Annotated in this window: 16 protein-coding genes; 10 read left to right on the top strand and 6 right to left on the bottom strand. The window is 71.9% G+C overall.

Annotated features, from left to right (window positions below; all coding sequences use genetic code 11):
- Nucleotides 1-235 precede the first annotated feature (235 nt).
- The 6 genes from ACGWYJ_RS16265 to ACGWYJ_RS16240 are packed head-to-tail and all read right to left on the bottom strand — an operon-like array spanning nucleotide 236 to nucleotide 6,362.
- On the bottom strand, nucleotides 236-1,009 hold the full coding sequence (locus tag ACGWYJ_RS16265) for a dual specificity protein phosphatase family protein (RefSeq protein ID WP_395106815.1): 774 nt from the start codon (nucleotides 1,007-1,009) through the stop codon (nucleotides 236-238).
- A 49-nt stretch (nucleotides 1,010-1,058) separates the two neighbouring features.
- Nucleotides 1,059-2,504, bottom strand: coding sequence for a rhamnulokinase family protein (locus ACGWYJ_RS16260; RefSeq protein ID WP_395106814.1), 1,446 nt, complete (start codon nucleotides 2,502-2,504; stop codon nucleotides 1,059-1,061).
- 18 nt (nucleotides 2,505-2,522) lie between these two features.
- Nucleotides 2,523-3,146, bottom strand: coding sequence for a lactate utilization protein C (locus tag ACGWYJ_RS16255; RefSeq protein WP_395106813.1), 624 nt, complete (start codon nucleotides 3,144-3,146; stop codon nucleotides 2,523-2,525).
- Entirely contained in the window at nucleotides 3,143-4,552 is a 1,410-nt protein-coding gene (locus ACGWYJ_RS16250) for a LutB/LldF family L-lactate oxidation iron-sulfur protein (RefSeq protein WP_395106845.1), read from the bottom strand. The genes ACGWYJ_RS16255 and ACGWYJ_RS16250 overlap by 4 nt, the downstream gene beginning before the upstream one ends.
- 44 nt (nucleotides 4,553-4,596) lie before the next feature.
- Nucleotides 4,597-5,301 carry a (Fe-S)-binding protein gene (locus ACGWYJ_RS16245; RefSeq protein WP_395106812.1) on the bottom strand — a complete coding sequence of 235 codons (705 nt, stop codon included), beginning with the start codon at nucleotides 5,299-5,301 and terminating at the stop codon, nucleotides 4,597-4,599.
- Nucleotides 5,298-6,362: a LacI family DNA-binding transcriptional regulator gene (locus tag ACGWYJ_RS16240; protein ID WP_395106811.1), complete on the bottom strand. Its 1,065-nt coding sequence runs from the start codon at nucleotides 6,360-6,362 to the stop codon at nucleotides 5,298-5,300. The genes ACGWYJ_RS16245 and ACGWYJ_RS16240 overlap by 4 nt, the downstream gene beginning before the upstream one ends.
- 207 nt (nucleotides 6,363-6,569) lie before the next feature.
- On the opposite strand from ACGWYJ_RS16240, the gene ACGWYJ_RS16235 reads away from it, so the two are divergent.
- From ACGWYJ_RS16235 to ACGWYJ_RS16190, 10 genes are all read left to right on the top strand, one after another.
- Nucleotides 6,570-8,114 carry a sugar ABC transporter ATP-binding protein gene (locus tag ACGWYJ_RS16235; protein WP_395106810.1) on the top strand — a complete coding sequence of 515 codons (1,545 nt, stop codon included), beginning with the start codon at nucleotides 6,570-6,572 and terminating at the stop codon, nucleotides 8,112-8,114.
- Complete coding sequence (locus ACGWYJ_RS16230; protein ID WP_395106809.1) at nucleotides 8,114-9,271, top strand: ABC transporter permease; 1,158 nt, start codon at nucleotides 8,114-8,116, stop codon at nucleotides 9,269-9,271. Before ACGWYJ_RS16235 ends, ACGWYJ_RS16230 begins: the two co-directional genes overlap by 1 nt.
- Nucleotides 9,261-10,268, top strand: a complete 1,008-nt coding sequence (locus ACGWYJ_RS16225) for an ABC transporter permease (protein WP_395106808.1) — start codon at nucleotides 9,261-9,263, stop codon at nucleotides 10,266-10,268. Before ACGWYJ_RS16230 ends, ACGWYJ_RS16225 begins: the two co-directional genes overlap by 11 nt.
- Before the next feature lie 52 nt (nucleotides 10,269-10,320).
- Nucleotides 10,321-11,406 carry a rhamnose ABC transporter substrate-binding protein gene (gene rhaS, locus ACGWYJ_RS16220; RefSeq protein WP_395106807.1) on the top strand — a complete coding sequence of 362 codons (1,086 nt, stop codon included), beginning with the start codon at nucleotides 10,321-10,323 and terminating at the stop codon, nucleotides 11,404-11,406.
- A 78-nt stretch (nucleotides 11,407-11,484) separates the two neighbouring features.
- Nucleotides 11,485-11,802, top strand: coding sequence for an L-rhamnose mutarotase (locus ACGWYJ_RS16215; protein WP_395106806.1), 318 nt, complete (start codon nucleotides 11,485-11,487; stop codon nucleotides 11,800-11,802).
- Between the two features lie 36 nt (nucleotides 11,803-11,838).
- On the top strand, nucleotides 11,839-13,005 hold the full coding sequence (gene rhaI, locus ACGWYJ_RS16210; protein ID WP_395106805.1) for an L-rhamnose isomerase: 1,167 nt from the start codon (nucleotides 11,839-11,841) through the stop codon (nucleotides 13,003-13,005).
- A gap of 103 nt (nucleotides 13,006-13,108) precedes the next feature.
- Nucleotides 13,109-15,160, top strand: a complete 2,052-nt coding sequence (locus ACGWYJ_RS16205; RefSeq protein WP_395106804.1) for a bifunctional aldolase/short-chain dehydrogenase — start codon at nucleotides 13,109-13,111, stop codon at nucleotides 15,158-15,160.
- A 53-nt stretch (nucleotides 15,161-15,213) separates the two neighbouring features.
- Complete coding sequence (locus ACGWYJ_RS16200; protein WP_395106803.1) at nucleotides 15,214-16,626, top strand: arabinose isomerase; 1,413 nt, start codon at nucleotides 15,214-15,216, stop codon at nucleotides 16,624-16,626.
- Between the two features lie 162 nt (nucleotides 16,627-16,788).
- On the top strand, nucleotides 16,789-20,535 hold the full coding sequence (locus tag ACGWYJ_RS16195) for a family 78 glycoside hydrolase catalytic domain (RefSeq protein WP_395106802.1): 3,747 nt from the start codon (nucleotides 16,789-16,791) through the stop codon (nucleotides 20,533-20,535).
- A gap of 196 nt (nucleotides 20,536-20,731) precedes the next feature.
- Entirely contained in the window at nucleotides 20,732-23,902 is a 3,171-nt protein-coding gene (locus ACGWYJ_RS16190) for a family 78 glycoside hydrolase catalytic domain (protein WP_395106801.1), read from the top strand.
- Nucleotides 23,903-23,953: the final 51 nt, after the last annotated feature.

Below are 23,953 nucleotides of genomic sequence, written 5' to 3'. Positions count from 1 at the left end.
TCCACTTGTACGACTACCGGGTATCGCACCGGTCATCTTACTGATCTCCGGGGAACGGGTGATCCGCACCGGGCGCGTGCCCCGCCCGTGTTCTGGCCGGTGTGGGCCGCGTTCCCCCGTCCTCCGGTTCAGGCGAGCGCGCCGGAGGACCTTCCGGACCACCGGTCATGTGCTATCAACCGTCATCGCCGCCCCGGTGTCAATAGTGACGGTCTGTCGAATAGTCGTCGCGGGCCTATCCTCGCAGCCGCGACCACGATCTGCGCGGTGAATCGGCGATCCGGCTGAGGACGACCAGGGCCGTCGGGGGACGCGCGGCCTTGCCCCGCTCCAGCCTCCGCATGAACGCGAGCTGCTCCAGCGTCGGCGGGCCGACCGCGAGGCTGCGCCGGGTGGCGGTGGCGGCGTCGGCCTGCCCGGTGTGGACGAGGTAGGCCGCCGCCATCGAGCCCGCGCGCCCGACCCCGGCCCCGCAGTGCACGAACACCGTGCCCTTCGCCGACCGGACGGTGGTCATGAACCGGTCGACCTGGGCGGGTGTGGGCGCCTGCCCGTCCCTGAGGGGCAGCCGCACGACCGTCAGCCCGGCTTGCCGGGGGATCGCCTGAGCGGACGCGGGCAGCCGCTCGGCCCTCAGGTCGACCACCGTGCGGACACCGAGCCGGGCCAGGTGGCGATACCCCTCCGCGCTGGGCGCCGAGCCCCGCCACAGATGGCCGTCGACCCGTTCGAAGTTCTGGACCCCGCGTACCGAGGACGGCCCGCCGATCCGGTGCATGGCCGTCCGGTCGGCGCCCCGCGCGGCGGCGCTCATCCCCAGGATGACCAGGCTCACCACCGCGAACACGACCCCGTAGCCGATCACCCCGCCGAGCGCGGCCACCCCCAGCGCGCGCAGGACACGGACCTTGGCGCTGCGGGGCCGGCCTCCCTGCGCCTCCGTCCGCCCCTCCGTGCCGGGGCTTTCCGCCTCGCCGATGCCATGTTCCGCGTCACCGTCCTGCCCCATGACCACCCTCTCGTCCGCCGGCGCCCCCGCGACGCCCGGTGGTACCAAACTAGGCGGAGGCGAGCCGTGCGGCGGCCTCCTCCCAGGGACGGATGTCGCCGGTGGGGTCGTACCGGCGCACCGGCTGGGTGGCGGCGACCAGGGAGCGGATCTCCGCCAGATCGCTGACCAGGCCGTGGGCGCGGGCCTGGACGAGCACGTTGCCGAGCGCGGTGGCCTCGACCGGGCCGGCGACCACGGGGAGGCCGCAGGCGTCGGCGGTCAGCCGGCACAGCAGCTCGTTGCGGCTGCCGCCGCCGACCATGTGGACGACGTCGATCTCCCGTCCCGACAGCCGCACCGCCTCCCGGAGGGTGGCCCGGTGCGCCAGGGCGAGGCTGTCCAGGACGCACCGGACGATCTCCGCGCGGGTGCGGGGCTCGGGGAAGCCGCGCCGCACGCAGTGGGCGGCGATCCTGGCCGGCATGTCGCCGGGCGGCAGGAACTCCGGGTCGTCCGGGTCGATGAGGAAGCGCCGTGCGGGGACCCGCTCGGCCTCGGCGAGCAGGGCGGGCAGGTCCGGGGAGCCCCAGGCGCGCAGAGACTCCTGGAGCAGCCACATGCCCATGATGTTGCGCAGGTAGCGGATCGTCCCGTCGACGCCGCCCTCGTTGGTGAAGTTGGCCGCGCGGCTCTCACCGGTCAGCACCGGCGCGTCCAGCTCCACCCCGGCCAGCGACCAGGTGCCGCAGGAGATGAAGCCGAACCGCTCCCCGGCGGTGGCCGGGACGGCGGCCACGGCCGACGCGGTGTCGTGCGACGCGACCGCCGTGACGGCCAGGTCGCGCGGGAGACCGGCGTCCTCGGCCACGTCCGATCGCGGCGTCCCGATCACGCCGCCGGGGTCGCGGAGGTCCGGCAGGAGACGGGCGGGCAGCCCGAGCGTGCCGAGCAGCGTCCGCGACCACTCGCCGGTCCGGACGTCCAGGAGCCCGGTGGTGGAGGCGTTGGTGCGCTCGGCGCCCGCCTCGCCGGTCAGCCAGAACGCCAGCAGGTCGGGGATCAGCAGCAGCCGGCTCGCCCGTTCCAGCCCCGCGCCGGCGGCGACGAGCTGGAAGACGGTGTTGAACGGCAGGAATTGCAGGCCCGACACCTGGTAGAGGAGCTCGTCCCCCACCTCGGCGCGGACCCGCTCCATGACCCCGGCGGTACGGGAGTCGCGGTAGTGGACCGGGTTGCCCAGCAGCGCGCCGTCCTCGTCGAGCAGGCCGTAGTCGACGGCCCACGAGTCGATGCCGACGGACACGAGCCCGTCCCGGGCGGCGTCTCTCAGCCCGTCCAGGACGTTGCGGTACAGGTCGAGGATGTCCCAGTGCAGGGTGCCGTTGACCCGGACGGGGCGGTTGGGGAAGCGGTGGACCTCGGTGAGGTCGAGCGTCCCTTCGCCGATCCGGGCGGTCATCACGCGTCCGCTGGAGGCGCCGAGGTCGACGGCCGCGAACAGAGGGGTGGTCATTGAACGTGCCATTCGGTTTCAGTGCAGGAGCAGGACGTCGAGCGTGCGGGGGCCGTGGACCCCCTCGACCCGGGACAGCTCGATGTCGCTGGTGGCGGACGGGCCGGACACGAAGGTCATCGGGCGTGCCGGGTCGAGTCGTTCCAGGGCCTCGGGGACGTCGGCGGCGACCTGGCCGGCGGTGACGACGATCAGGTGGTAGTCGGGGACGAGCGACAGCGCCCGCGGACCCTGGTCCGGGCCGTGGTCGAGGACGATCGTGCCGGTCTCGGCGATCCCGGCCGCGCAGGCGGTGATCGCGCCGGCCAGGCCGTCAAGGTCGGCGACGGCCGGGTCGCGCACCAGCCACCCTTGCTCGGCCTCCGCGACCCATGCGCCGGGCAGGCCGCCCGGCACCCCGTACAACCCGGGGCGGGACGCCAGCGCCTCCGCGACCGCGCCCGGCAGTTCGGCGGCGGTGACCGTGCGGACCGTGGCGCGGTAGTGCGCGACCCGTTCGGCGAACAGGTCGAGGATGCCGTCGCCGTGGTGCTGCCGCAGGTAGGAGCGGTCGATCTCGGTGTAGGACCTGGCGACCTCGGCCGCGGGGCGGGCCGGGACGATCCGGTCGATCCGCCGCAGGATCTCGTCCCGGGCGCTCACTTGGTCCCTCCGCCGGTACGCGACCACCAGGCTCGGAACGACTCCTCGGGTGGGGCGGGCGCGTCCCGGGTGTCGGTCCAGCCCTTCAGCGGGCCGGGGAGGCGGCGGATGCGGCCGTTGCGGCCGACGACCCAGCGGCTCGCCGACGCCGCGCGCTGCGCCAGGCCCAGCCTGGCCGGGGAACGCAGCGTCCAGGCGGCGACGCCCATCGTGGCCCGCTCGATCGGGTGCTTGCGCGACCCCTCCACGGCGCGGGCGCGCAGATGCACCAGCACCTCGGGGATGTCGATGGCGACGGGGCACGCCTCGAAGCACGCCCCGCACAGCGACGACGCGTACGGCAGCGAGGCGTCCACCTCCGACCCGATCCCGCGGATCTGCGGCGACAGGATCGCGCCGATCGGCCCCGGGTAGGGCGAGCCGTAGGCGTGGCCGCCCGCGCGCGAGTACACCGGGCACACGTTCAGGCAGGCCGAGCAGCGGATGCAGCGCAGCGCCTGCCGCCCGACCTCGTCCTCCAGCGTGTCGACGCGGCCGTTGTCCAGCAGGACGAGGTGGAAGTCGCGGGGCCCGTCGCCCTCGGACGTGCCCGTCCAGGTGGAGGTGTAGGGGTTCATCCGCTCGGCGGTGGACGAGCGGGGCAGCAACTGGAGGAACACCTCCAGGTCGCGCCAGCTCGGAACGATCTTCTCCACGCCCATCACCGAGATCAGCGTCTCGGGCAGGGTGAGGCACATCCGGCCGTTGCCCTCCGACTCCACCACGACCAGCGTCCCGGTGTCGGCGACCGCGAAGTTGGCGCCCGAGATCCCGACCTTGGCCGACAGGAACTTGGCGCGCAGATGGGCGCGGGCCGCGGCGGTCAGCTCGGTGGGGGAGTCCGACAGGCCGGGCGGGGCGTCCGGCATCTCGCGGCGGAAGATGTCGCGGATGTCGGACCGGTTGCGGTGGATCGCCGGAACGAGGATGTGCGAGGGCCGGTCGTGCCCGAGCTGCACGATCAGCTCGGCCAGGTCGGTCTCGTAGGCGGTGATGCCCTCCTCGGCCAGCGCCTCGTTCAGCCCGATCTCCTGGGTGGCCATCGACTTGACCTTGACGACCTCCCGCTCGCCGGTGGCCTTGACCAGTCCCGCGACGATCCGGTTGGCCTCGGCCGCGTCCCTGGCCCAGTGCACGGTGCCGCCGGCCTCCGTGACCTTCTCCTCAAGCCGCCGCAGGTAGTGGCCGAGATTGGCCAGGACGTGGTCCTTGATCTGCTTGCCGGCCTCGCGCAGCGCCGCCCAGTCGTCCAGCTCCGCCACGGCGGCGGCGCGGCGGCCGCGGATCGTCGTGGTGGCGTGCGCCAGGTTGCGCCGCAGCCGGGTGTCGGCGACCGCCTTCCTGGCCGCGTCGGGGAACGAGGGCATCCCGACGTAGGTGGGCATCGCTCCGTCGGGCTTCGGGCGGCCGTTCATTGGGCGGTCTCCTCCGTGGACGCCAGGATCTCGGCCAGGTGGACGGTCCGGACGCCCGAGCGGGTGCGGGTCAGCGCGCCGCCGATGTGCATCAGGCAGGAGTTGTCGGCCGCGCACAGCGCCTCGGCCCCCGTGCGCCGCACGTTGGTGACCTTGTCGGCGCACATCGCGGCCGACACCTCGGAGTTCTTCAGCGCGAACGTCCCGCCGAAGCCGCAGCACTCGGTGGCCTCGGGCAGCTCGACCAGGTCGATGCCGCGCACCTCGCGCAGCAGCCGCAGCGGCCGGTCGCCCACGTGCAGCATCCGCAGCGAGTGGCAGGTCGGATGGTAGGTGACGCGGTGGGGGAAGTAGGCCCCCACGTCGGTCACGCCGAGCACGTCCACCAGGAACTCCGACAGCTCGTAGACCTTGGGCACCGGACCGTCGTGGAGCTTGGGATGCCAGTCGCGGACCATCGCGCCGCAGGACGCCGACGGGGTCACGACCGCGTCGTACCCCGCGAACGCCTCGGCGAAGCCGCGCGCCAGGGGCGCGGCCTGCGAGCGGTACCCGGTGTTGAAGTGCATCTGGCCGCAGCAGGTCTGCGCTTCGGGGAAGTCGACCTCCTGGCCGAGCCTGCGCAGCAGCCGGACGACCGCCTTGCCCGTGCCCGGGAAGAGGGTGTCGTTGAGGCAGGTGATGAACAGGGCGACCTTCATCGCGGGCTCCGTTCCGTCGAGTCGCGGACGACCAGCTCCGGCTGGAACATGACCTGCTGGTGCGCGTGGGTCTCGGTGTCGTCGCACTCCTCCAGGAGCAGCTCGGTGGCGATCCGTCCCAGCTGGTAGGTGGGCTGGCGCACCGAGCTGAGCGGGACCGCGGCCGCCGCGCTGAACTCGATGTCGTCGTACCCGATCACGGCCACGTCCGCGGGCACCTTCACGCCCGCGCGCAGCAGCACCCGCAGCACGCCCAGCGCGAGCAGGTCGTTCGCGCAGAAGACGGCGTCGGGCAGCGTCTTGGCCTCCAGCAGGCGGTGGGCCGCCTCCTGGCCGTTGCGGGCGTTCATCGCGGGGACGGTCAGCTCGGTCATGGCGTTCCGTCCCAGACCGGCGGCGCGCAGGGCGCGAAGCGCGCCCTTGCGGCGGTCGGTGCACTGCCGCAGGGCGGAGGGGCCGGTGACGAAGGCGATGCTGCGGGCGCCCCGGTCGAGCAGGTGCCCGACCGCCAGTTCCCCGCCCGCCATGTCGTCCACCGCGACCGAGCACTGGTTGGCGCGGGGGGTCGGGTGGTCCAGCAGGACGACCGGGACGCCCCGGTCGCGCAGCAGGTCGGCGTTCTGCCCGTCGTCCCCGACCGGGGTGACCAGGACGCCCCGGACCCGCTGCTCCGCCAGGACCCGGAGGTTGCGCTGCTCGCGCTCGCCCGACTCGGCCGAGGAGGACAGCAGGACGGCGTAGCCGCGTTCGCTCGCCACGTCCTCGACCCCGCGGGCCACGTCGGTGAAGAACGGGTTGGCCAGGTCGAGCACCATCAGGCCGATCGTGCTGCTGTGCCCGGCGCGCAGCGTGGACGCCGACCCGTTGCGGACGAACCCCAGCTCGCGGATCGATCTCTCCACCCTGGCGCGGGTCGCGGCGGCCACCCGTTCGGGACGGTTGAGCACGTTGGAGACCGTACCGGGGGAGACCCCGGCATGCTCGGCGACCTGCTTGATCCCCACGGTGCCCAACTCGCGCCCCCCGGTCTCTCCTCCACCGCTGCCAGATGCCGCGCTCACTTTGGGTCATCCTTTAAAACGTGTCAACCCTACTGTGAGGTGCCGTTTGCTCACCAGGCGGCCACCGGCCCCGATGGTAACGAGCGGAAAACAGCCTCTTGACGAGCGGTTGTGTCCACATCTACCGTCCTGGGCAACATAGATTTAAAACGTTTTTCATAGCAAGGTTACGTGGCACTACGAGCAACACCAGTGAGGAGGGTGGCCGTGAGCGCACCCGCGCGGTCGGCGCCGCCGACATTGGCACTGGTCAACGTGAGCAAGTCGTTCGGCGCCGTGCGGGCACTGCAGGACGTCACCCTGGAGCTGTACGCCGGCGAGGTTCATGCCCTCGCCGGTGAGAACGGCGCCGGCAAGTCCACAGTGGTAAAAACGTTCGCAGGCGTGCACCGTCCCGACGCGGGCGAGGTCCGCGTGGACGGACGGCCCGTGGAGTTCCACGGGCCCGGCGACGCCCAGCAGGCCGGGGTCGCGGTCATCTACCAGGAGCCCACGTTGTTCCCCGACCTGTCGGTCGCCGAGAACATCTTCATGGGCCGCCAGCCCCGCGCCGGGCTGGGCAGGATCGACCGCCGGGCCATGCACGAGCGCACCTCCGAGCTGTTCGCCCGGCTGGGTGTCGCGCTGGACCCGCAGCAGCCCGCCCGCGGGCTGTCCATCGCCGACCAGCAGGTCGTCGAGATCGCCAAGGCCATCTCCCGGGACGCCCGAGTGCTGATCATGGACGAGCCGACCGCCGCGCTGACCGGCCAGGAGGTGGCCCGGCTGTTCACGGTCACCAGGACCCTGCGGGAGCAGGGCTGCGCGATCCTGTTCATCTCGCACCGGCTGGAGGAGATCTTCGAGCTCTGCCAGCGGGTCACCACCCTGCGCGACGGCACCTACATCGGGACCGAGCCGGTGGACGGCCTCACCCCCGACGACCTGGTGCAGCGGATGGTCGGCCGCGAGCTCGGCCAGCTCTACCCCAAGCAGGAGGTCACGCCGGGCGAGGTGGCGCTGAAGGTGTCCAGGCTCACCCGCGAGGGCGCCTTCACCGACATCTCCTTCGAGGTGCGGCGCGGCGAGATCATCGCGCTGGCCGGGCTGGTCGGCGCGGGCCGCAGCGAGGTCGCCCGCGCGATCTTCGGCGTGGACCGCTGGGACGCCGGAAGCGTCGAGGTCGCCGGGCGGAGGCTGCCCCCGGCGAGCCCGACCGCCGCCATGTCGGCCGGGGTGGCGCTGGTCCCCGAGGACCGCCGCCAGCAGGGCCTGGTCATGGACATGTCCATCGAGCGCAACATGGGCCTCACCCAGCTCCGCGCGCTGCGCCGCGCCACCAGGCGCGGGCCGCTGATCTCCCGCAAGGTGGAGCGGGACCGCGCCGCCGACTGGGCGCTGCGGCTCCAGCTCAAGTACGCCCGGCTGAGCGACGCCGTCGGCGTCCTGTCGGGCGGCAACCAGCAGAAGGTCGTGCTGGCCAAGTGGCTGGCCACCGAGCCCACCGTGCTGATCGTGGACGAGCCCACCCGCGGCATCGACGTCGGCACCAAGGCCGAGGTGCACCGGCTGCTGTCGGAACTGGCCTCGCAGGACCTGGCGGTGCTGATGATCTCCTCCGACCTGCCCGAGGTGCTCGGCATGGCCGACCGGGTGCTGGTCATGCACGAGGGGCGGCTGGCCGCCGAGATCGCGCGGGCCGACGCCACCGAGGAGACGGTCATGGCCGCCGCGACCGGCCGCGCCGGCGACGGGAACGGGAAGGCGGCCTGATGACCACGCTCACCGAGACCCCGACCAGGCCCCCCGCCGACGCCCCGGCCCAGACCGGCGGCCGGCTGGTCGACCTGGTGCTGCGGGCCCGCGAACTGAGCATCGCCGCGGCCCTGATCCTGCTGGTGGTCATCACCACCATCGCCAACCCGCAGTTCCTGTCCGCGCAGGGCGTCGAGGACATCTTCCTCAACGCCTCCATCCTGGTGCTGCTCGCGGTCGGCCAGACCATGGTCGTGGTCACCCGCAACATCGACCTGTCGGTCGGCTCGGTCGTCGGGCTGGTCGCGTTCGTCACCGGCGACTTCGCCTCGGGCACCGACCGCAACGTGCTGCTGGTCCTGGTGGTCGGCATGGTCATCGGCGCCCTGTGCGGCCTGGTGAACGGGCTGCTGGTCTCCTTCTGCCGGGTCCCCGCGCTGGTGGTCACCCTGGGCACGCTGTACGTGATCCAGGGCGTCGACCACTACCTCGCGCACGGCGAGCAGATCAGCGCGTCCGACCTGCCGTCCTCGGTGCTGTCGCTGGGCAACGACGCCGTGCTGGGCGTCCCCTACCTGCCGATCATCACCGTGGCGGTCATGCTGGCCATGGGCTACTACCTGCGGTCCTACTCCTCGGGCCGGGAGTTCTACGCGATCGGGTCCAACCCCGAGGCGGCCCGGCTCGCCGGCGTCCCGATCCGGCGCAGGGTGCTGACCGCCTACCTGGTCAGCGGCCTGCTCGCCGGCCTCGCCGGGGTGCTGTGGCTGGCCCGGTTCGGCACGGTGGTGGCCGACGCCGCCAACGGCTGGGAGCTGAAGGTGGTCAGCGCGGTCGTGGTCGGCGGCGTGGCCATCGTCGGCGGCACCGGCACCGTGTACGGCGCGGCGCTGGGCGCCCTGCTGATCACCACCATCGGCAGCGTGCTGGTGGTGCTCAAGGTCAACTCGTTCTGGCAGGACGCCATCACCGGCGTGCTGCTCCTGCTGGCCATCAGCGTGGACCGGCTGCTGGCGCTGCGCGTCACCCGCGCCCTGCGCGTCAAGTCCAGGACCAGGCGGGGACGCCGCCGGCTCAACGGCAACGGCAGCGGCGGCGCGCACCGCGCCGGGCGGGCCGAGGCCGCCGCGCCGTTGCCGGCGACCAAGGAAGGGAGCGCTCGCGATGAGGTTTGATCCGCGTGGTCTGCTCCGCTGGGAGAGCGCCGTCATCCTGCTGCTGGTGGTGGTGTTCTTCGGCGGCGCCGGGATCTCCCCGGACTTCGCCAACTCCGACAACCTGTCCTTCGCGCTCGGCGACCTCAGCGAGATCGCGCTGATCGCGCTGCCGATGACCCTGCTGGTGGTCTGCGGCCAGGTGGACCTGTCGGTCGCCTCCGTGCTGGGCCTGTGCAGCGCGCTCACCGGCGCCCTGTGGGACGCCGGCTGGGCACTGGAGACGATCTTCGTGGTGGTGCTGGTGGTCGGCCTGGTCTGCGGGCTGGTCAACGGCTGGCTGGTCACCAGGCTCGGGCTGCCGTCGCTGGCGGTCACCATCGGCACGATGACCCTCTACCGGGGCCTGGCCTACGTCGTGCTCGGCACCGAGGCCATCTCCCAGTTCCCCCAGCGGTACGCCGACCTGGCCACCCACTCGGTCCCCGGCACCCCCATCCCGTACCCGATGGCGTTGTTCGCCCTGCTCGCCCTGGTCACCGGCGTGGCGCTGCACGCCACCGGGATCGGCCGGTCGCTGTTCGCGATCGGATCGCAGGAGGACGCCGCCTACTTCGCCGGCATCCGGGTCAAGCGGATCAAGCTGGTGCTGTTCGTGATCTCCGGCCTGGTCGCGGGCTTCGCCGGGATCGTCTACACCCTCCGGTACGGCAGCGCCCGTGCCGACAACGGCCTCGGCCTGGAGCTCACCGTGATCGCTGCGGTGCTGCTCGGCGGGATCGACTTCGACGGCGGCAAGGGCACCCTCGGCGGCGTGATCGCCGCGGTGCTGCTCATCGGGCTGTTGCGCAACCTGCTGATGCTCAACGACGTCTCGACCGAGATCCAGTCGATCGTCACCGGGCTGCTGCTGATCGTGTCGGTCCTCACACCACGGCTGATCGCCGTGGTGCGGGAAACGCGGGGACGACAGCGGGGGCCTCGACCCGAGGCCCCCGCCCCCGCGGCGACCTCATGAACCCTGTCCCTCTGACCACCCCCCACCTGACCCACCCTGAAAGGCAACGACCATGACCGTCCGTCTGCGCGCTCCGCGCCGTCTCGCGGCGATCGCGAGCGTGAGCGTTCTGGCCCTCTCGCTGGCCGCTTGTGGTGGCACGACCAAGGAGTCGTCCTCGTCCGAAGGCGGCGCCGCCGGTGGCGGGGCGGCCTCGGCCAACCCCAACGCGCCCATCAAGAAGGGCCTGAAGATCGCCTTCCTGCCCAAGCAGGTCAACAACCCCTACGAGACGATCGTCGACAAGGCCGGCATCGAGGCCGCCAAGGAGTACGGCGGCGAGGCCAAGGAGGTCGGCCCGTCCGACGCCTCGGCCTCCTCGCAGGTGTCCTACATCAACACGCTGGTGCAGCAGCGGCACGACGCGATCCTGATCGCCGCCAACGACGAGAACGCGGTGTGCGGCCCGCTGAAGCAGGCCATGTCCCGCAACATCAAGGTGGTGGCCTACGACTCCGACACCGCCAAGGACTGCCGGAACCTGTTCATCAACCAGGCCAGCTCCGAGGAGATCGGGCGCAGCCAGGTCAAGCTGCTCAGCGACATGATCGGCGGCAAGGGCGAGATCGCGATCCTGTCCGCCACCGCCAACGCCACCAACCAGAACACCTGGATCCGCTTCATGCAGGACGAGCTGAAGAAGCCGGAGTACTCCGGGCTGAAGCTCGTCAAGATCGCCTACGGTGACGACGACGACCAGAAGTCGTTCCAGCAGACCCAGGGCCTGCTCCAGGCGTACCCGAACCTCAAGGGCATCATCTCCCCGACCACGGTCGGCATCGCCGCCGCGGCGCGCTACATCAGCGGCTCCAAGTACAAGGGCAAGGTCACGCTGACCGGCCTGGGCACCCCGAACCAGATGCGCCAGTTCGTCAAGGACGGCACCGTCCAGAAGTTCGCGCTCTGGGACCCCAAGAACCTGGGCTACCTGGCGTCCTACGCGGCGGCCGCGCTGGCGTCCGGCCAGATCACCGGCCAGCAGGGTGAGACCTTCAAGGCCGGCAAGCTCGGCTCCCGCACCATCGGCGCCAACGGCGAGGTGATCCTCGGGCCGCCCACGGTCTTCGACAAGAACAACATCGATCAGTACGACTTCTGATCCCCATCCCCGTTCGCCCCGTCCCGCCGCGGCGCTCCCTATCAGGCCGCGGCGGGACGGGAATCCAGGAGGGACCTCGTGAAACGCGTCTGCTTCCTGCTGAAGGTCAAGCAGGACCGGCTGGAGGAGTACCGGGAACGGCACGCGCACGTGTGGCCGGACATGCTGGCCGCTCTGCGCGACACGGGCTGGCACAACTACTCGCTCTTCCTGCGCGAGGACGGGCTGCTGGTCGGCTATCTGGAGACCGAGGACTTCGAGAAGGCGCAGGAGGGCATGGCGCGCACCGAGGTCAACGCGCGCTGGCAGGCCGAGATGGCGCCGTTCTTCGAGGACCTGGACGGCCGCCCCGACGAGGGCATGCGGCTGCTCACCGAGGTCTTCCACCTGGACTGAGACACCCCCCAAGCCGCTGAAGGGAGAGGTAACCCCGTGACCGACAGGAGTGCGGTGAAGGACGCTCTTCGCCGCCAGCACATCGAGACTCCCTCGTGGGCGTACGGCAACTCCGGCACCCGGTTCAAGGTGTTCGCGCAGCAGGGTGTGCCGCGCACTCCGCAGGAGAAGATCGACGACGCCGCGCAGGTGCACAAGTTCACCGGCGTGGCGCCCAGCGTCGCCCTGCACATCCCGTGGGACAGGGTGGACGACTACGCCGCGCTCGCCGCGCACGCCAAGGACCAGGGCGTGGCGATCGGGGCGATCAACAGCAACGTCTTCCAGGACGACGACTACATGCTGGGCAGCGTCACCAACCCGGACCCGGCGGTGCGCCGCAAGGCGCTGGACCACCTGCTGGAATGCGTCGACATCATGGACCAGACCGGGTCGCGCGACCTGAAGCTGTGGTTCTCCGACGGGACCAACTACCCGGGCCAGGACGACATCCGCGCCCGCCAGGACCGGCTGGCCGAGGCGCTGGCCGCCGTGTACGACCGGCTCGGCGACGACCAGCGGTTCCTGCTGGAGTACAAGCTGTTCGAGCCCGCGTTCTACACCACCGATGTGCCGGACTGGGGCACCTCGTACGCGCACTGCGTCAAGCTCGGCGACAAGGCGAAGGTGTGCGTGGACACCGGCCACCACGCGCCGGGCACCAACATCGAGTTCATCGTGGCGTTCCTGCTGCGCGAGGACAAGCTGGGCGCGTTCGACTTCAACTCCCGCTTCTACGCCGACGACGACCTGATGGTGGGCGCCGCCGACCCGTTCCAGCTGTTCCGCATCATGTACGAGGTGGTGCGCGGCGGCGGGTACGAGCCGGAGGCCGGCGTGGCGTTCATGCTCGACCAGTGCCACAACATCGAGCCCAAGATCCAGGGGCAGATCCGGTCGGTGATGAACGTGCAGGAGGCCACCGCCAAGGCCCTGCTGGTGGACCGGGACGCGCTGCACGCCGCGCAGGACGCCGGTGACGTGCTGGGCGCCAACGCGGTGTTCATGGACGCCTACAACACCGACGTCCGCCCGCTGCTGGCCGAGGTCCGCGAGGACATGGGCCTGGACCCCGACCCGATCGCCGCGTACAAGGCGTCCGGCTACTACGAGAAGGTGGTGGCCGAGCGCAAGGACGGGCAGGCGGCCGGGTGGGGGGCCTGACCGGCCCGGCCCGGATCGGCGTCATCGACCCCGGCTCGACGACCCCACGCACACCTACGCGAAGCTACGCACACCCATCGCACATCTATAAGGAGACCTTCCGATGACCGCCACTCCGCCCCAGGTGGAGCAACTGCTGGAGCGGGCGCACACCCTGGGCTCGGACCCGCGCAACACCAACTACGCGGGCGGCAACGCCTCGGCCAAAGGCACCGTCACCGACCCGGTGACCGCGCAGGACGTCGAGCTGATGTGGGTCAAGGGCTCCGGCGGCGACCTCGGCACGCTCACCGAGGCGGGGCTCGCGGTGCTCCGCCTCGACCGCATGCGCGCCCTCGTGGACGTCTACCCCGGCGTCGAGCGCGAGGACGAGATGGTGGCCGCGTTCGACTACTGCCTGCACGGCAAGGGCGGCGCGGCCCCGTCCATCGACACCGCCATGCACGGCCTGGTGGAGGCCGCGCACGTCGACCACCTGCACCCGGACTCGGGCATCGCGATCGCGACGGCCGCCGACGGCGAGGAACTGACCCGGCGGATCTTCGGCGACCGGGTGCTGTGGGTGCCGTGGCGGCGCCCCGGGTTCCAGCTCGGCCTGGACATCGCGGCGATCAAGAAGGACAACCCGCAGGCCATCGGGGTGGTGCTGGGCGGGCACGGCATCACCGCGTGGGGCGACACCAGCGAGGAGTGCCAGGCCAACTCGCTGGAGATCATCCGTACCGCCGAGGCGTACATCGCCGAGCACGGCCGGCCCGACCCGTTCGGCGCGGTGGTGTACGCGACGCTGCCGGAGGCGGAGCGGCACGAGCGCGCCGCCGCGCTGTTCCCGCTGCTGCGCGGCCTGGCGTCCACCGACAGGCCGCAGGTGGGCCACTACACCGACAGCCCCGAGGTGCTGGACTTCGTCTCCCGCGCCGAGCACCCGCGTCTCGCCGCGCTCGGCACCTCGTGCCCGGACCACTTCCTGCGCACCAAGGTCGCGCCGCTGGTCCTGGACCTGCCGCCGGACGCGCCGCTCGACCGGGTGACCGCCAGGCTCCGTGAGCTGCACGCCGCCTACCGTGAGGAGTACGCGGCCTACTACGCGCGGCACGCGACGCCCGACTCCCCGCCGATGCGCGGCGCCGACCCGGCGATCGTGCTGGTGCCCGGCGTCGGCATGTTCAGCTTCGGCGCCAACAAGCAGACCGCGCGGGTGGCGGGCGAGTTCTACGTCAACGCGATCAACGTGATGCGGGGCGCCGAGGCGCTGTCCACGTACGCGCCCATCCCCGAGTCGGAGAAGTTCCGGATCGAGTACTGGGAACTGGAGGAGGCCAAGCTTCGCCGGATGCCCCGGCCCAAGCCGCTGGCGACCCGTGTCGCGCTGGTCACGGGCGGCGGCTCGGGCATCGGCGCGGCCACGGCGCGGCGGCTGGCGGCCGAGGGCGCCTGCGTGGTGGTCGCCGACCGCGACCTCGCCGGGGCCGAGAAGGTCGCGGCGGAGATCGGCGCCGGCGCGCCGCGGCAGGAGGACGTGGCGATCGCGGTGGCCGTGGACGTCACCGACGAGGACCAGATCGCCCGTGCCGTCCGGGAGGCGGTGCTGGCCTTCGGCGGGATCGACCTGGTCGTCAACAACGCCGGGCTGTCGATCTCCAAGCCGCTGCTGGAGACCACGGCGGCCGACTGGGACCTCCAGCACGACGTGATGGCGCGGGGCTCGTTCCTGGTCTCCCGGGAGACCGCCCGCGTCATGATCGACCAGAACCTGGGCGGCGACATCGTCTACATCTCGTCCAAGAACGCGGTGTTCGCGGGGCCCAACAACGTCGCCTACGGCGCCACCAAGGCCGACCAGGCGCACCAGGTGCGGCTGCTGGCCGCGGAGCTGGGCGAGCACGGCATCCGCGTCAACGGCATCAACCCCGACGGCGTCGTCCGCGGCTCGGGGATCTTCGCCGGGGGCTGGGGCGCGCAGCGCGCCGCGGTCTACGGGGTGGAGGAGGAGAAGCTCGGCGAGTTCTACGCGCAGCGCACGCTCCTGAAGCGGGAGGTGCTGCCCGAGCATGTCGCCGCCGCCGTCTTCGCCCTCACCGGCGGGGACCTCACCCACACCACCGGCCTGCACATCCCCGTGGACGCGGGGGTGGCCGCGGCCTTCCTCCGCTGACCGGCGACGGCCGAACCGGCGACCACTGACGCAGAGACCGATTGGAGCGAGACATGGCCACGAACACGGTACGAGTGGGGCTGGTGGCCGGTGGGCTGGGCGCCTACTGGCCCCAGTTCCCGGATCTGCTGCCCCAGCTCAAGCGCTCCGCCGCACGCGTGTCGGAACGGATGCGCGACCTGGGCGCCGAGGTCGAGGTCGTGGACGTCGGGTTCATCTCCGACGCGGAGGAGGGCGCCGCCGCGGCGGAGAAGCTGCGGGTCGCCGGGTGCGACCTCATCGTCGGCTTCCTCACCACCTACATGACCGCCACCATGCTGGTGCCGATCGCCCAGCGGTCCGGCGCGCCCGTCCTGCTGATCAACCTGCAGCCGACCGAGTCGATGGACCACGCGACCTTCGACACCGGCCAGTGGCTGGCCTACTGCGGAGCCTGCCCGCTGCCGGAGATGGCCAACGCGTTCCAGCGCTGCGGGATCCCGTTCCGGTCGGTGTCGGGGTACGTGGAGGACGAGCGCGCCTGGGCGAAGATCGGGCGCTGGGTCCGTGCCGCGGGCGTCCGGGCCGCGCTGCGCAGGGGCCGGCACGGCCTGATGGGGCACCTGTACCCCGGCATGCTGGACGTGTCCACCGACCTCACCCTGGTCAGCGCCAACTTCGGCGGGCACGTCGAGGTGCTGGAGTTCGACGACCTGCGGGTGCGGGTGGAGAAGGTCACCGACACCGAGGCCAAGGCCAAGGTGGACGAGGCCCGCGAGATCTTCGAGCTGGCCGACTCGGTGAACGAGGACGACCTGGGCTGGGCCGCCCGCGTCTCCGTCGGCCTGGACCGCCTGGTGGAGGACTTCGGCCTGGACAGCCTGGCCTACTACCACCGGGGCCTGGACGGCGAGATCCACGAGCGGCTGGGCGCCGGGATGATCCTGGGCGCGTCGCTGTTGACGGCGCGTGGCATCCCGGCGGCGGGGGAGTACGAGCTGCGCACCTCGCTGGCCATGCTGATCGCCGACCGGCTCGGCGCGGGCGGCTCGTTCACCGAGCTGCAGGCGTTGGACTTCCACCGCGGCCATGTGGAGATGGGCCATGACGGCCCCGCCCACCTGGCCATCAGCGCGCGCAAGCCGCTGCTGCGCGGGCTCGGCGTCTACCACGGCAAGCGCGGGTACGGCGTGTCGGTCGAGTTCGACGTCAAGCACGGCCCGGTCACCGCGTTCGGGATCATCCAGCGCAGGGACGGCCGGTTCGGGTTCGTGGCGTCCGAGGGCGAGACCGTGGACGGCCCGCTGCTGCAGATCGGCAACACCACCTCGCGGGTCGACTTCGGCTGCGACCCGGGCGAGTGGGTCGACGAGTGGAGCGCCACCGGCATCTCCCACCACTGGGCGCTGGGCACCGGCCACCGCGTCGCCGACCTCAAGGCCCTGGCCGACCTGATGGACCTGGAGTTCACGGAGGTCCGTCCCTGATACCCGGCGCGTAGCCGGCGACCTTTCCGCTCCTCAACGCAAGTGTGATCGGGGGATCCCACCCTGGCCGCGGGGAACCGGCCCCGGCCGTGCCATGACGCGTGCGCGCCCGCATGGCCGAGGGCCTGGTTCGCCGTGCCCGAAAACCCTGGAGGAAAGCCCGTGCGAACGCCGCAGCGGCCGACGCAGCACCGACAACGGTCTCGATCCACGCTCCTCGTCCTCCCCGCAGCCCTCGTCCTGGTCGTCACGTCGGGAGGCGCCGCGCTGGCGGCGCCCGAGGGCGGAGGCGTCCGGGTGCTGAGCACCACCACCGAGTACGGCGAGCGACCGCTCGGGCTCGACGACCCGGCCCCGCGGCTGAGCTGGCGGCTCGGATCCCCGGAGCGGAACCAGTCGCAGTCCGCGTACGAGATCCACGTCGCGTCCAGCCCGGCCAAGCTCGCCACGGGGGACGTGTGGGACAGCGGCAAGGTCGCCTCCGGCCAGTCCGTGCTGGTCCCGTACCGTGGGCCGGCGCTCAAGCCGCGCACCCGCTACCACTGGACGGTCCGTGTCTGGGACGCCCACGGCCGGGCCTCGTCCTGGAGCAAGCCGTCCTGGTGGGAGACCGGTCTGCTGGACCCGGCCGAATGGAAGGGCGGCTGGATCGGCGCGTCCGCCGACCCCGACAAGCCTCCGGCGCTGAGCGGCACCTCGTGGATCTGGTATCCCGAGGGCGACCCGGCCTCCGGCGCACCGGCCGGAAGCCGCTACTTCCGCGGGTCGTTCGACCTGACGGGTGCCGCGCAGAGGGGCCGTCTGGTGATGACGGCCGACGACGGGTTCACCGCCTGGGTCAACGGCGAGCAGGTCGCCGACGTCGAGGCGGGCAACGACAACTGGCGGCGCCCCGTCCTCGTCGATGTGACGGGCAAGCTGAGGCAGGGCCGCAACACCATCGCGGTGAAGGCCACCAACGCCTCCGCCGGCCCCGCGGGCCTGCTGGGACGGCTAGAGGTCACCACCGCCGAGGGCGTCCGTACGATCGACACCTCCGGTGACTGGCGCACGGTGAAGGACGAGCCGTCCGGTGACTGGCAGGCCACCGACTACGACGACTCCTCCTGGCAGGCCGCCAAGGTCGCCGCCGCCTGGGGCTCGGGTCCCTGGGGACGTCCCCAGCCCGCCGACCCGACCGCCCCGCCGAGCTTCAGCGGCGCGTCATGGGTCTGGTACCCCGAGGGCGACCCGGCCGCCGACGCCCCCGAAGGGACGCGGTACTTCCGCGGGTCGTTCGACCTGGCGGCCGCCGCGCAGAAGGGCCGTCTGGTGATGACGGCCGACGACGGCTTCACCGCGTGGATCAACGGCGAGCAGGTCGCCGACGTGGAGCCGGGCAACGACGCATGGCGCCGCCCGGTCTTCGTGGACGTGACGGGCAAGCTGAGGCAGGGCCGCAACACGATCGCGGTGAAGGCCACCAACATCGCGGTCAACAGGCCGAGCCCGGCGGGCCTGCTGGGACGGCTGGAGGTCACCACCGCCGAGGGCGTCCGTACGATCGACACCTCCGGTGACTGGCGCACGGTGAAGGACGAGCCGTCCGGTGACTGGCAGGCCACCGACTACGACGACTCCTCCTGGCAGGCCGCCAAGGTCCTCGCCGCCTGGGGCTCGGGCCCCTGGGGCGGCGTCCAGGCCGAGCCCGAACCGCCCGGGGCGTCGCTGCTGCGCCGCGAGTTCCGCCTCAGCGGCAAGCACGTCGCGCAGGCACGCCTCTACTCCACCGCCCTCGGCCTCTACAAGGCCGAGATCAACGGCCACCGGGTGGGCGAGGACGTCCTGGCCCCCGGCTGGACCGACTACGACACCCGCGTCCAGTACCAGACCTACGACGTGACCGGACTGCTGCGGCACGGCGACAACGCCATCGGCGTCGCGCTCGCCCCCGGCTGGTACTCCGGGTCGGTCGGGATGTTCGGACCCCGGCAGTACGGCGACCAGCCGTGGCTGCGCGCCCAGCTCGAAGTGCGCTACACCGACGGCACCACCGACACGATCGCCACCGGCGACGGCTGGCGCTGGTCGCCGGGCCCCGTCACCAGCGCCGACCTGCTCATGGGCGAGTCCTATGACGCCCGCCTCGAACAGCGCGGCTGGTCCGAGTCCGGGTTCGACGACGCCGCGTGGCGGCCGGTGTCGCCCGGCACCGGCATCACCGCGCGGCCGACCGCCCAGATCGACGCCCCGATCCGGGTGGAGCGCGAGCTGACCCCCGCGAAGATCACGCAGCCCAGGCCCGGCGTGCACGTGTTCGACCTCGGCCAGAACATGGTCGGCGCCGTCCGGCTCAAGGTCTCCGGCAAGGCGGGGCAGAAGGTCAGGATCCGGCACGCGGAGGTGCTCAACAAGGACGGCACCATCTACACCGCCAACCTGCGCACCGCCAAGGCCACCGACACCTACGTGCTGCGCGGCGGCGGGACCGAGGTGTACGAGCCGGAGTTCACCTTCCACGGCTTCCGGTACGTCGAGGTCACCGGCCTGCCCGGCGCCCCGTCCAAGGGCACGGTCACCGGGAGGGTGATGCACACGGCCGCGCCGTTCACCATGGACTTCAAGACCAACGACGGCATGCTCAACCAGCTCCACAGCAACATCACCTGGGGCCAGCGCGGCAACTTCCTGTCCATCCCGACCGACACCCCGGCCAGGGACGAGCGGCTGGGCTGGACGGGCGACATCAACGTGTTCTCCCGTACCGCCACCTACAACATGGAGTCGGCGCGGTTCCTGAGCAAGTGGATGCAGGACATGCGCGACACCCAGGGGAGCAACGGCGCCTTCCCCGACGTCGCGCCCCGCATCGGCGGGCTCGGCGAGGGCGCCGCCGGCTGGGGCGACGCCGGGGTGACCGTGCCGTGGAACCTGTACCGGGCGTACGGGGACCGGCGGGTGCTGGAGCAGAACTACCCGGCGATGCGCAAGTGGATCACCTACCTGGAGAACAACAGCAACGGGCTGCTGCGACCGGCCGCCGGGTACGGCGACTGGCTCAACATCAACGACGAGACGCCCAAGGACGTCATCGGCACGGCCTACTTCGCCTACGTCACCGACCTGGTCGCCGACATCGCCCGCGTCCTGGGCAAGGAGGACGAGGCCGCGCAGTACGACGACCTGGCCGGGCGCGTGCGCGAGGCGTTCACCAAGGCGTACGTGACCGATGGCCGTATCAAGGGCGACACCCAGACCGCCTACGTGCTGGCGCTGTCGATGAACCTGCTGCCCGAGGCGGCGCGCAAGCCCGCCGCCGACCGTCTCGTGCAGTTGATCGAGGCGCGCGACTGGCACCTGTCCACCGGGTTCCTGGGGACGCCGCAGTTGCTGCCCGTGCTGACCGCCACCGGGCACACCGACGTGGCGTACCGGCTGCTGCACCAGCGCACCTTCCCGTCCTGGGGCTACCAGATCGACCGTGGCGCGACCACGATGTGGGAGCGCTGGGACTCCATCAGGCCGGACGGGTCGTTCCAGGACGCCGGGATGAACTCCTTCAACCACTACGCCTACGGCGCCGTGGGCGAATGGATGTACGAGAACATCGCCGGCATCAGCGCGGGCGAGCCCGGCTACCGGCGCACGGTGATCCGCCCGCGCCCCGGCGGCGACGTGGACCGGGCGAGCGGCCGCTATGACTCGGTCTACGGCCCGATCGAGACGAGCTGGTCGGCCAAGGGCGGCCGGTTCGACCTCACCGTGTCCGTTCCCGTGAACACCACCGCCGAGGTCTGGGTTCCGGCCCGGTCGGCGGCGGAGGTGTCGCAGAGCGGCGCCAGGTTCCTCCGCATGCAGGACGGGGCCGCCGTCTTCACCGTCGGCTCCGGCACCTACCACTTCTCGGCGAGGCCGTCCGGCACCGGGTGACCCGCCGGCCGGTCCTCACGCGGCGGGAGGGCGTCCCCTGCCCGCTCTCCCGCCGCCCCCCTCTTGCCACCCGCCGCACCCCCCGCTTGAGGAGACAGACCCGTGTCCCTTCCTCGAACCCGCCGTGTCCTTCTCGCCCACGTCTCCGCCGCATCGCTGCTCGTCCCCGTCGTGGCCGGAAAGGCGGTGGCCTGACATGGCGGAACCGATCTCCCGCCGCCGCTTCGTCCAGGCGGGCGGCATCACCGCGGCGGCCGTGGGCGCCGCCGGAGCGGTCGCGCCGGCGACGGCCGAGGCCGCGCCCGCCACACCCGGCCTCCGTCCCATCGACCTGCGGGTCGACCACCTGCGCTCGCCGCTGGGGATCGACGACACCACGCCGACCCTCAGCTGGCGGTTCGCTTCCGGTCCCCGCGATCAGGCGCCGACCGCGTACCAGATCAAGGTGACCGGCGACGGGGTGCTCTGGGACTCGGGGAAGGTCCGCGGCTCCGCGGTCTCGGCCGTGTACGCGGGCCGCCCCCTGCGGTCCCGGCAGCGCGTCTCCTGGCGGGTCCGCGTGTGGGACGCGCAGGGCCGCCCGTCGCCTTGGAGCGAGCCATCGTCCTGGGAGATGGGCCTGCTGGACGCCGGCGACTGGACGGCCTCCTGGATCGGCCACCCGGACTGGAACGAGCCCGAACCCAACCCCGTCACGATTACCTTCCCCGCGCGCACCGCCCGCTACGTCCGGCTGGAGGTGTCCCGGCTCGGCCTGCCCCTCAAGGAGGGCTGGCCGTACAAGGTGTCCCGGCTGCAACTCGCCGAGATCGTGGTGGCGGACGGCGACGCGGGCGAGAACCTGGCCCTGCACGCCCCCGTCACCGCCTCCGAGACCTACACGGCACCGGGCCAGTGGGAACCGCAGGCGGCCACCGACGGATCGCTCACCAGCGAGAGCGCCCCGTTCGGCTACACCAGCCTGGAACACCAGGAACAGGACCTCGCCACGCCCATCTGGGTCCAGGTGGACCTCGGCGCCGAACGCCGCTTCGACCGGGTCGTCCTCTACCCCCGTACCGACACGCTGACCGACGACGGGAAGACGGCCAACTTCCCCGAGGACTTCACGGTGCGGACCTCCTCGGACGGGTCGTCCTTCGACACGGCCGCGACCGTCGAAGGACAGGAGGCGCCGCCACCGCTGCGCCGCGCGCCGTCGGCGGTCCCGGTCTTCACCAAGCGGATCGATGTGGGCAAGCGGATCCGGAGCGCGCGTCTCTACGCCACCGCGCTGGGCGTCCTCGACCTCACCGTCAACGGGCGCCCGGTGAGCAGGGCCGTCCTGGAACCGCCGAACACCGACCACAAGGAACGGCTGGTCTACTCCACCTACGACGTCACCGGGCTGCTCCGCCGTGGCGCGAACGACCTGCGCGTGGAACTGGGCAACGGCATGGCGCACGTGCCCGCCACCCCCGGCCGGTACCAGAAGCTCACCCGCAGCGACGGCGCCCCGGCCTTCCTCCTCCAGCTCGAGATCACCTACGGCGACGGCCGCCGTGTCGTGATCGGCAGCGACCCGAGCTGGCGCACCGCGCTGGGCGCCACCACGTTCAGCGGTTGGTACGGCGGCGAGGACCACGACGCGCGGCGCGTCCCCGGCGACTGGGCCGCCGCCGTCCGCCGCGACCCGCCCACCGCGCGGCTGACCGCGCGGGCGGCGCCGCCGATCGAGCACGTGGAGACCGTCCGCACCAAGAAGATCACCCGGCCCCGGGACGGGGTGTACGTGGCCGACCTCGGCACCAACATCGCGGGCTGGCCGGTGCTGCGCGTCAGCGGCCCGGCCGGGACGAGGGTGACGATGCGGCCCGGCGAGCTGCTCGCCGCCGACGGCACGGTCAGCCAGCACACCACCGGCTCGCCGATCTGGGACACCTACACCCTGTCCGGCGACGGCGTGGAGACCTGGCATCCGCGCTTCGTCTACCACGGCTTCCGCTACGTGCAACTGGAAGGGCTGCCGTCGGCGCCGGACGAGGACACCGTCTCGGGGATGGTGCTCCGCACCGCCAACGAGCGCGCGGGCGGCTTCACCAGCTCGCACCCCCTGATCAACGACATCCACAAGATCATCGACCGGGCGGTGCAGGGCAACATGTACTCGGTCCTGACCGACTGCCCGCACCGGGAGAAGCTGGGCTGGCTGGAGCAGGCCAACCTGGTCTTCCCCGCGGTCGCCCGCAACTACGACGTGGCCGCCTACTACGCGGAGATCGTGCGCAACATCGCCGAGGCGCAGACCGCCGACGGTCTCGTCCCGGACATCGCGCCGGAGTACACCGTGTTCGGCGGCGGGTTCCGCGACGACCCCAACTGGGGCAACGTCATCATCTTCGCGCCGTGGCAGATGTACCGCGCCTACGGCGACACCGCCACGCTGCGCACCTACTACGGCAACATGCGGCGGTACCTGGACTACCTGTCCGGCAAGGCCGAGGGCGACCTGCTCGACTACGGGCTGGGGGACTGGATCACCTTCGACCCGAGCACCCCGGTCGGCGTCACCGCCACCTTCGGCTACCACCGCGCCGCCACGGCCCTCGCGCGGATCGCCGAGGTCATCGGCGAGGACGCGGACGCCTCCCGCTACACCGCGCTGGCCGCCCGCATCGGCGACGCGTTCAACGCCAAGTACCTCAAGGAGAACACCTACGGGTCCGGCAGCCAGGCATGCGACGCCCTGGCCCTGGACATGGGGATCGTGCCGGCCGACCGGCGCCAGGCCGTCCTCGACCACCTGATCGGGAGCATCCGCGACAAGGGCTACCACCTCACCGTCGGGGAGATCGCCCTGCCGTCGGTGTTCCGCGTGCTGTCGGCGGCGGGCCGCGACGACATCGTGTACGCGGTCGCCACGCAGACCACCAGCCCCAGCTACGGCTACCAGGTGGTGCACGGCGCCACCGCCCTCACCGAGAACTGGGACGGCCCGACCTCCGGCAACTCTCAGAACCACTTCATGCTCGGCGCGATCGACGAGTGGTTCGCCGCCGGGCTGGCCGGGCTGGGCCAGGCGGACGACTCGGTCGCGTACCGGAAACTGCTGATCCGCCCGGCGGTGGTGGGGGACCTGACCTCCGCGGGCGCCGACCACCAGACCCCCTTCGGCAAGGCGTCCAGCTCATGGCGCCGGACCGGCACCACCCTCCGCCTGGACGTGACCGTCCCGCCGGGCGCCACCGCCCGCGTGGAGGTCCCGCTGCTGGGCGGCACCAAACGTCCCGACGCCACCAAGGGCGCCCGCTGGACCGGCGTCCGGAACGGGCGCGGGATCTTCGAGGTCGGCTCCGGCACATGGACCTTCGAGGTGTCCCGCCGCTGACGACCCCTCCGACCCCCCGAGTCACCGATAACACGCAAGAACCGAGAACAC

This window comes from Actinomadura sp. SCN-SB, from assembly GCF_043906805.1.
Taxonomy (GTDB): domain Bacteria; phylum Actinomycetota; class Actinomycetes; order Streptosporangiales; family Streptosporangiaceae; genus Spirillospora.
This window is presented reverse-complemented; position numbering and strand designations above follow the sequence as displayed.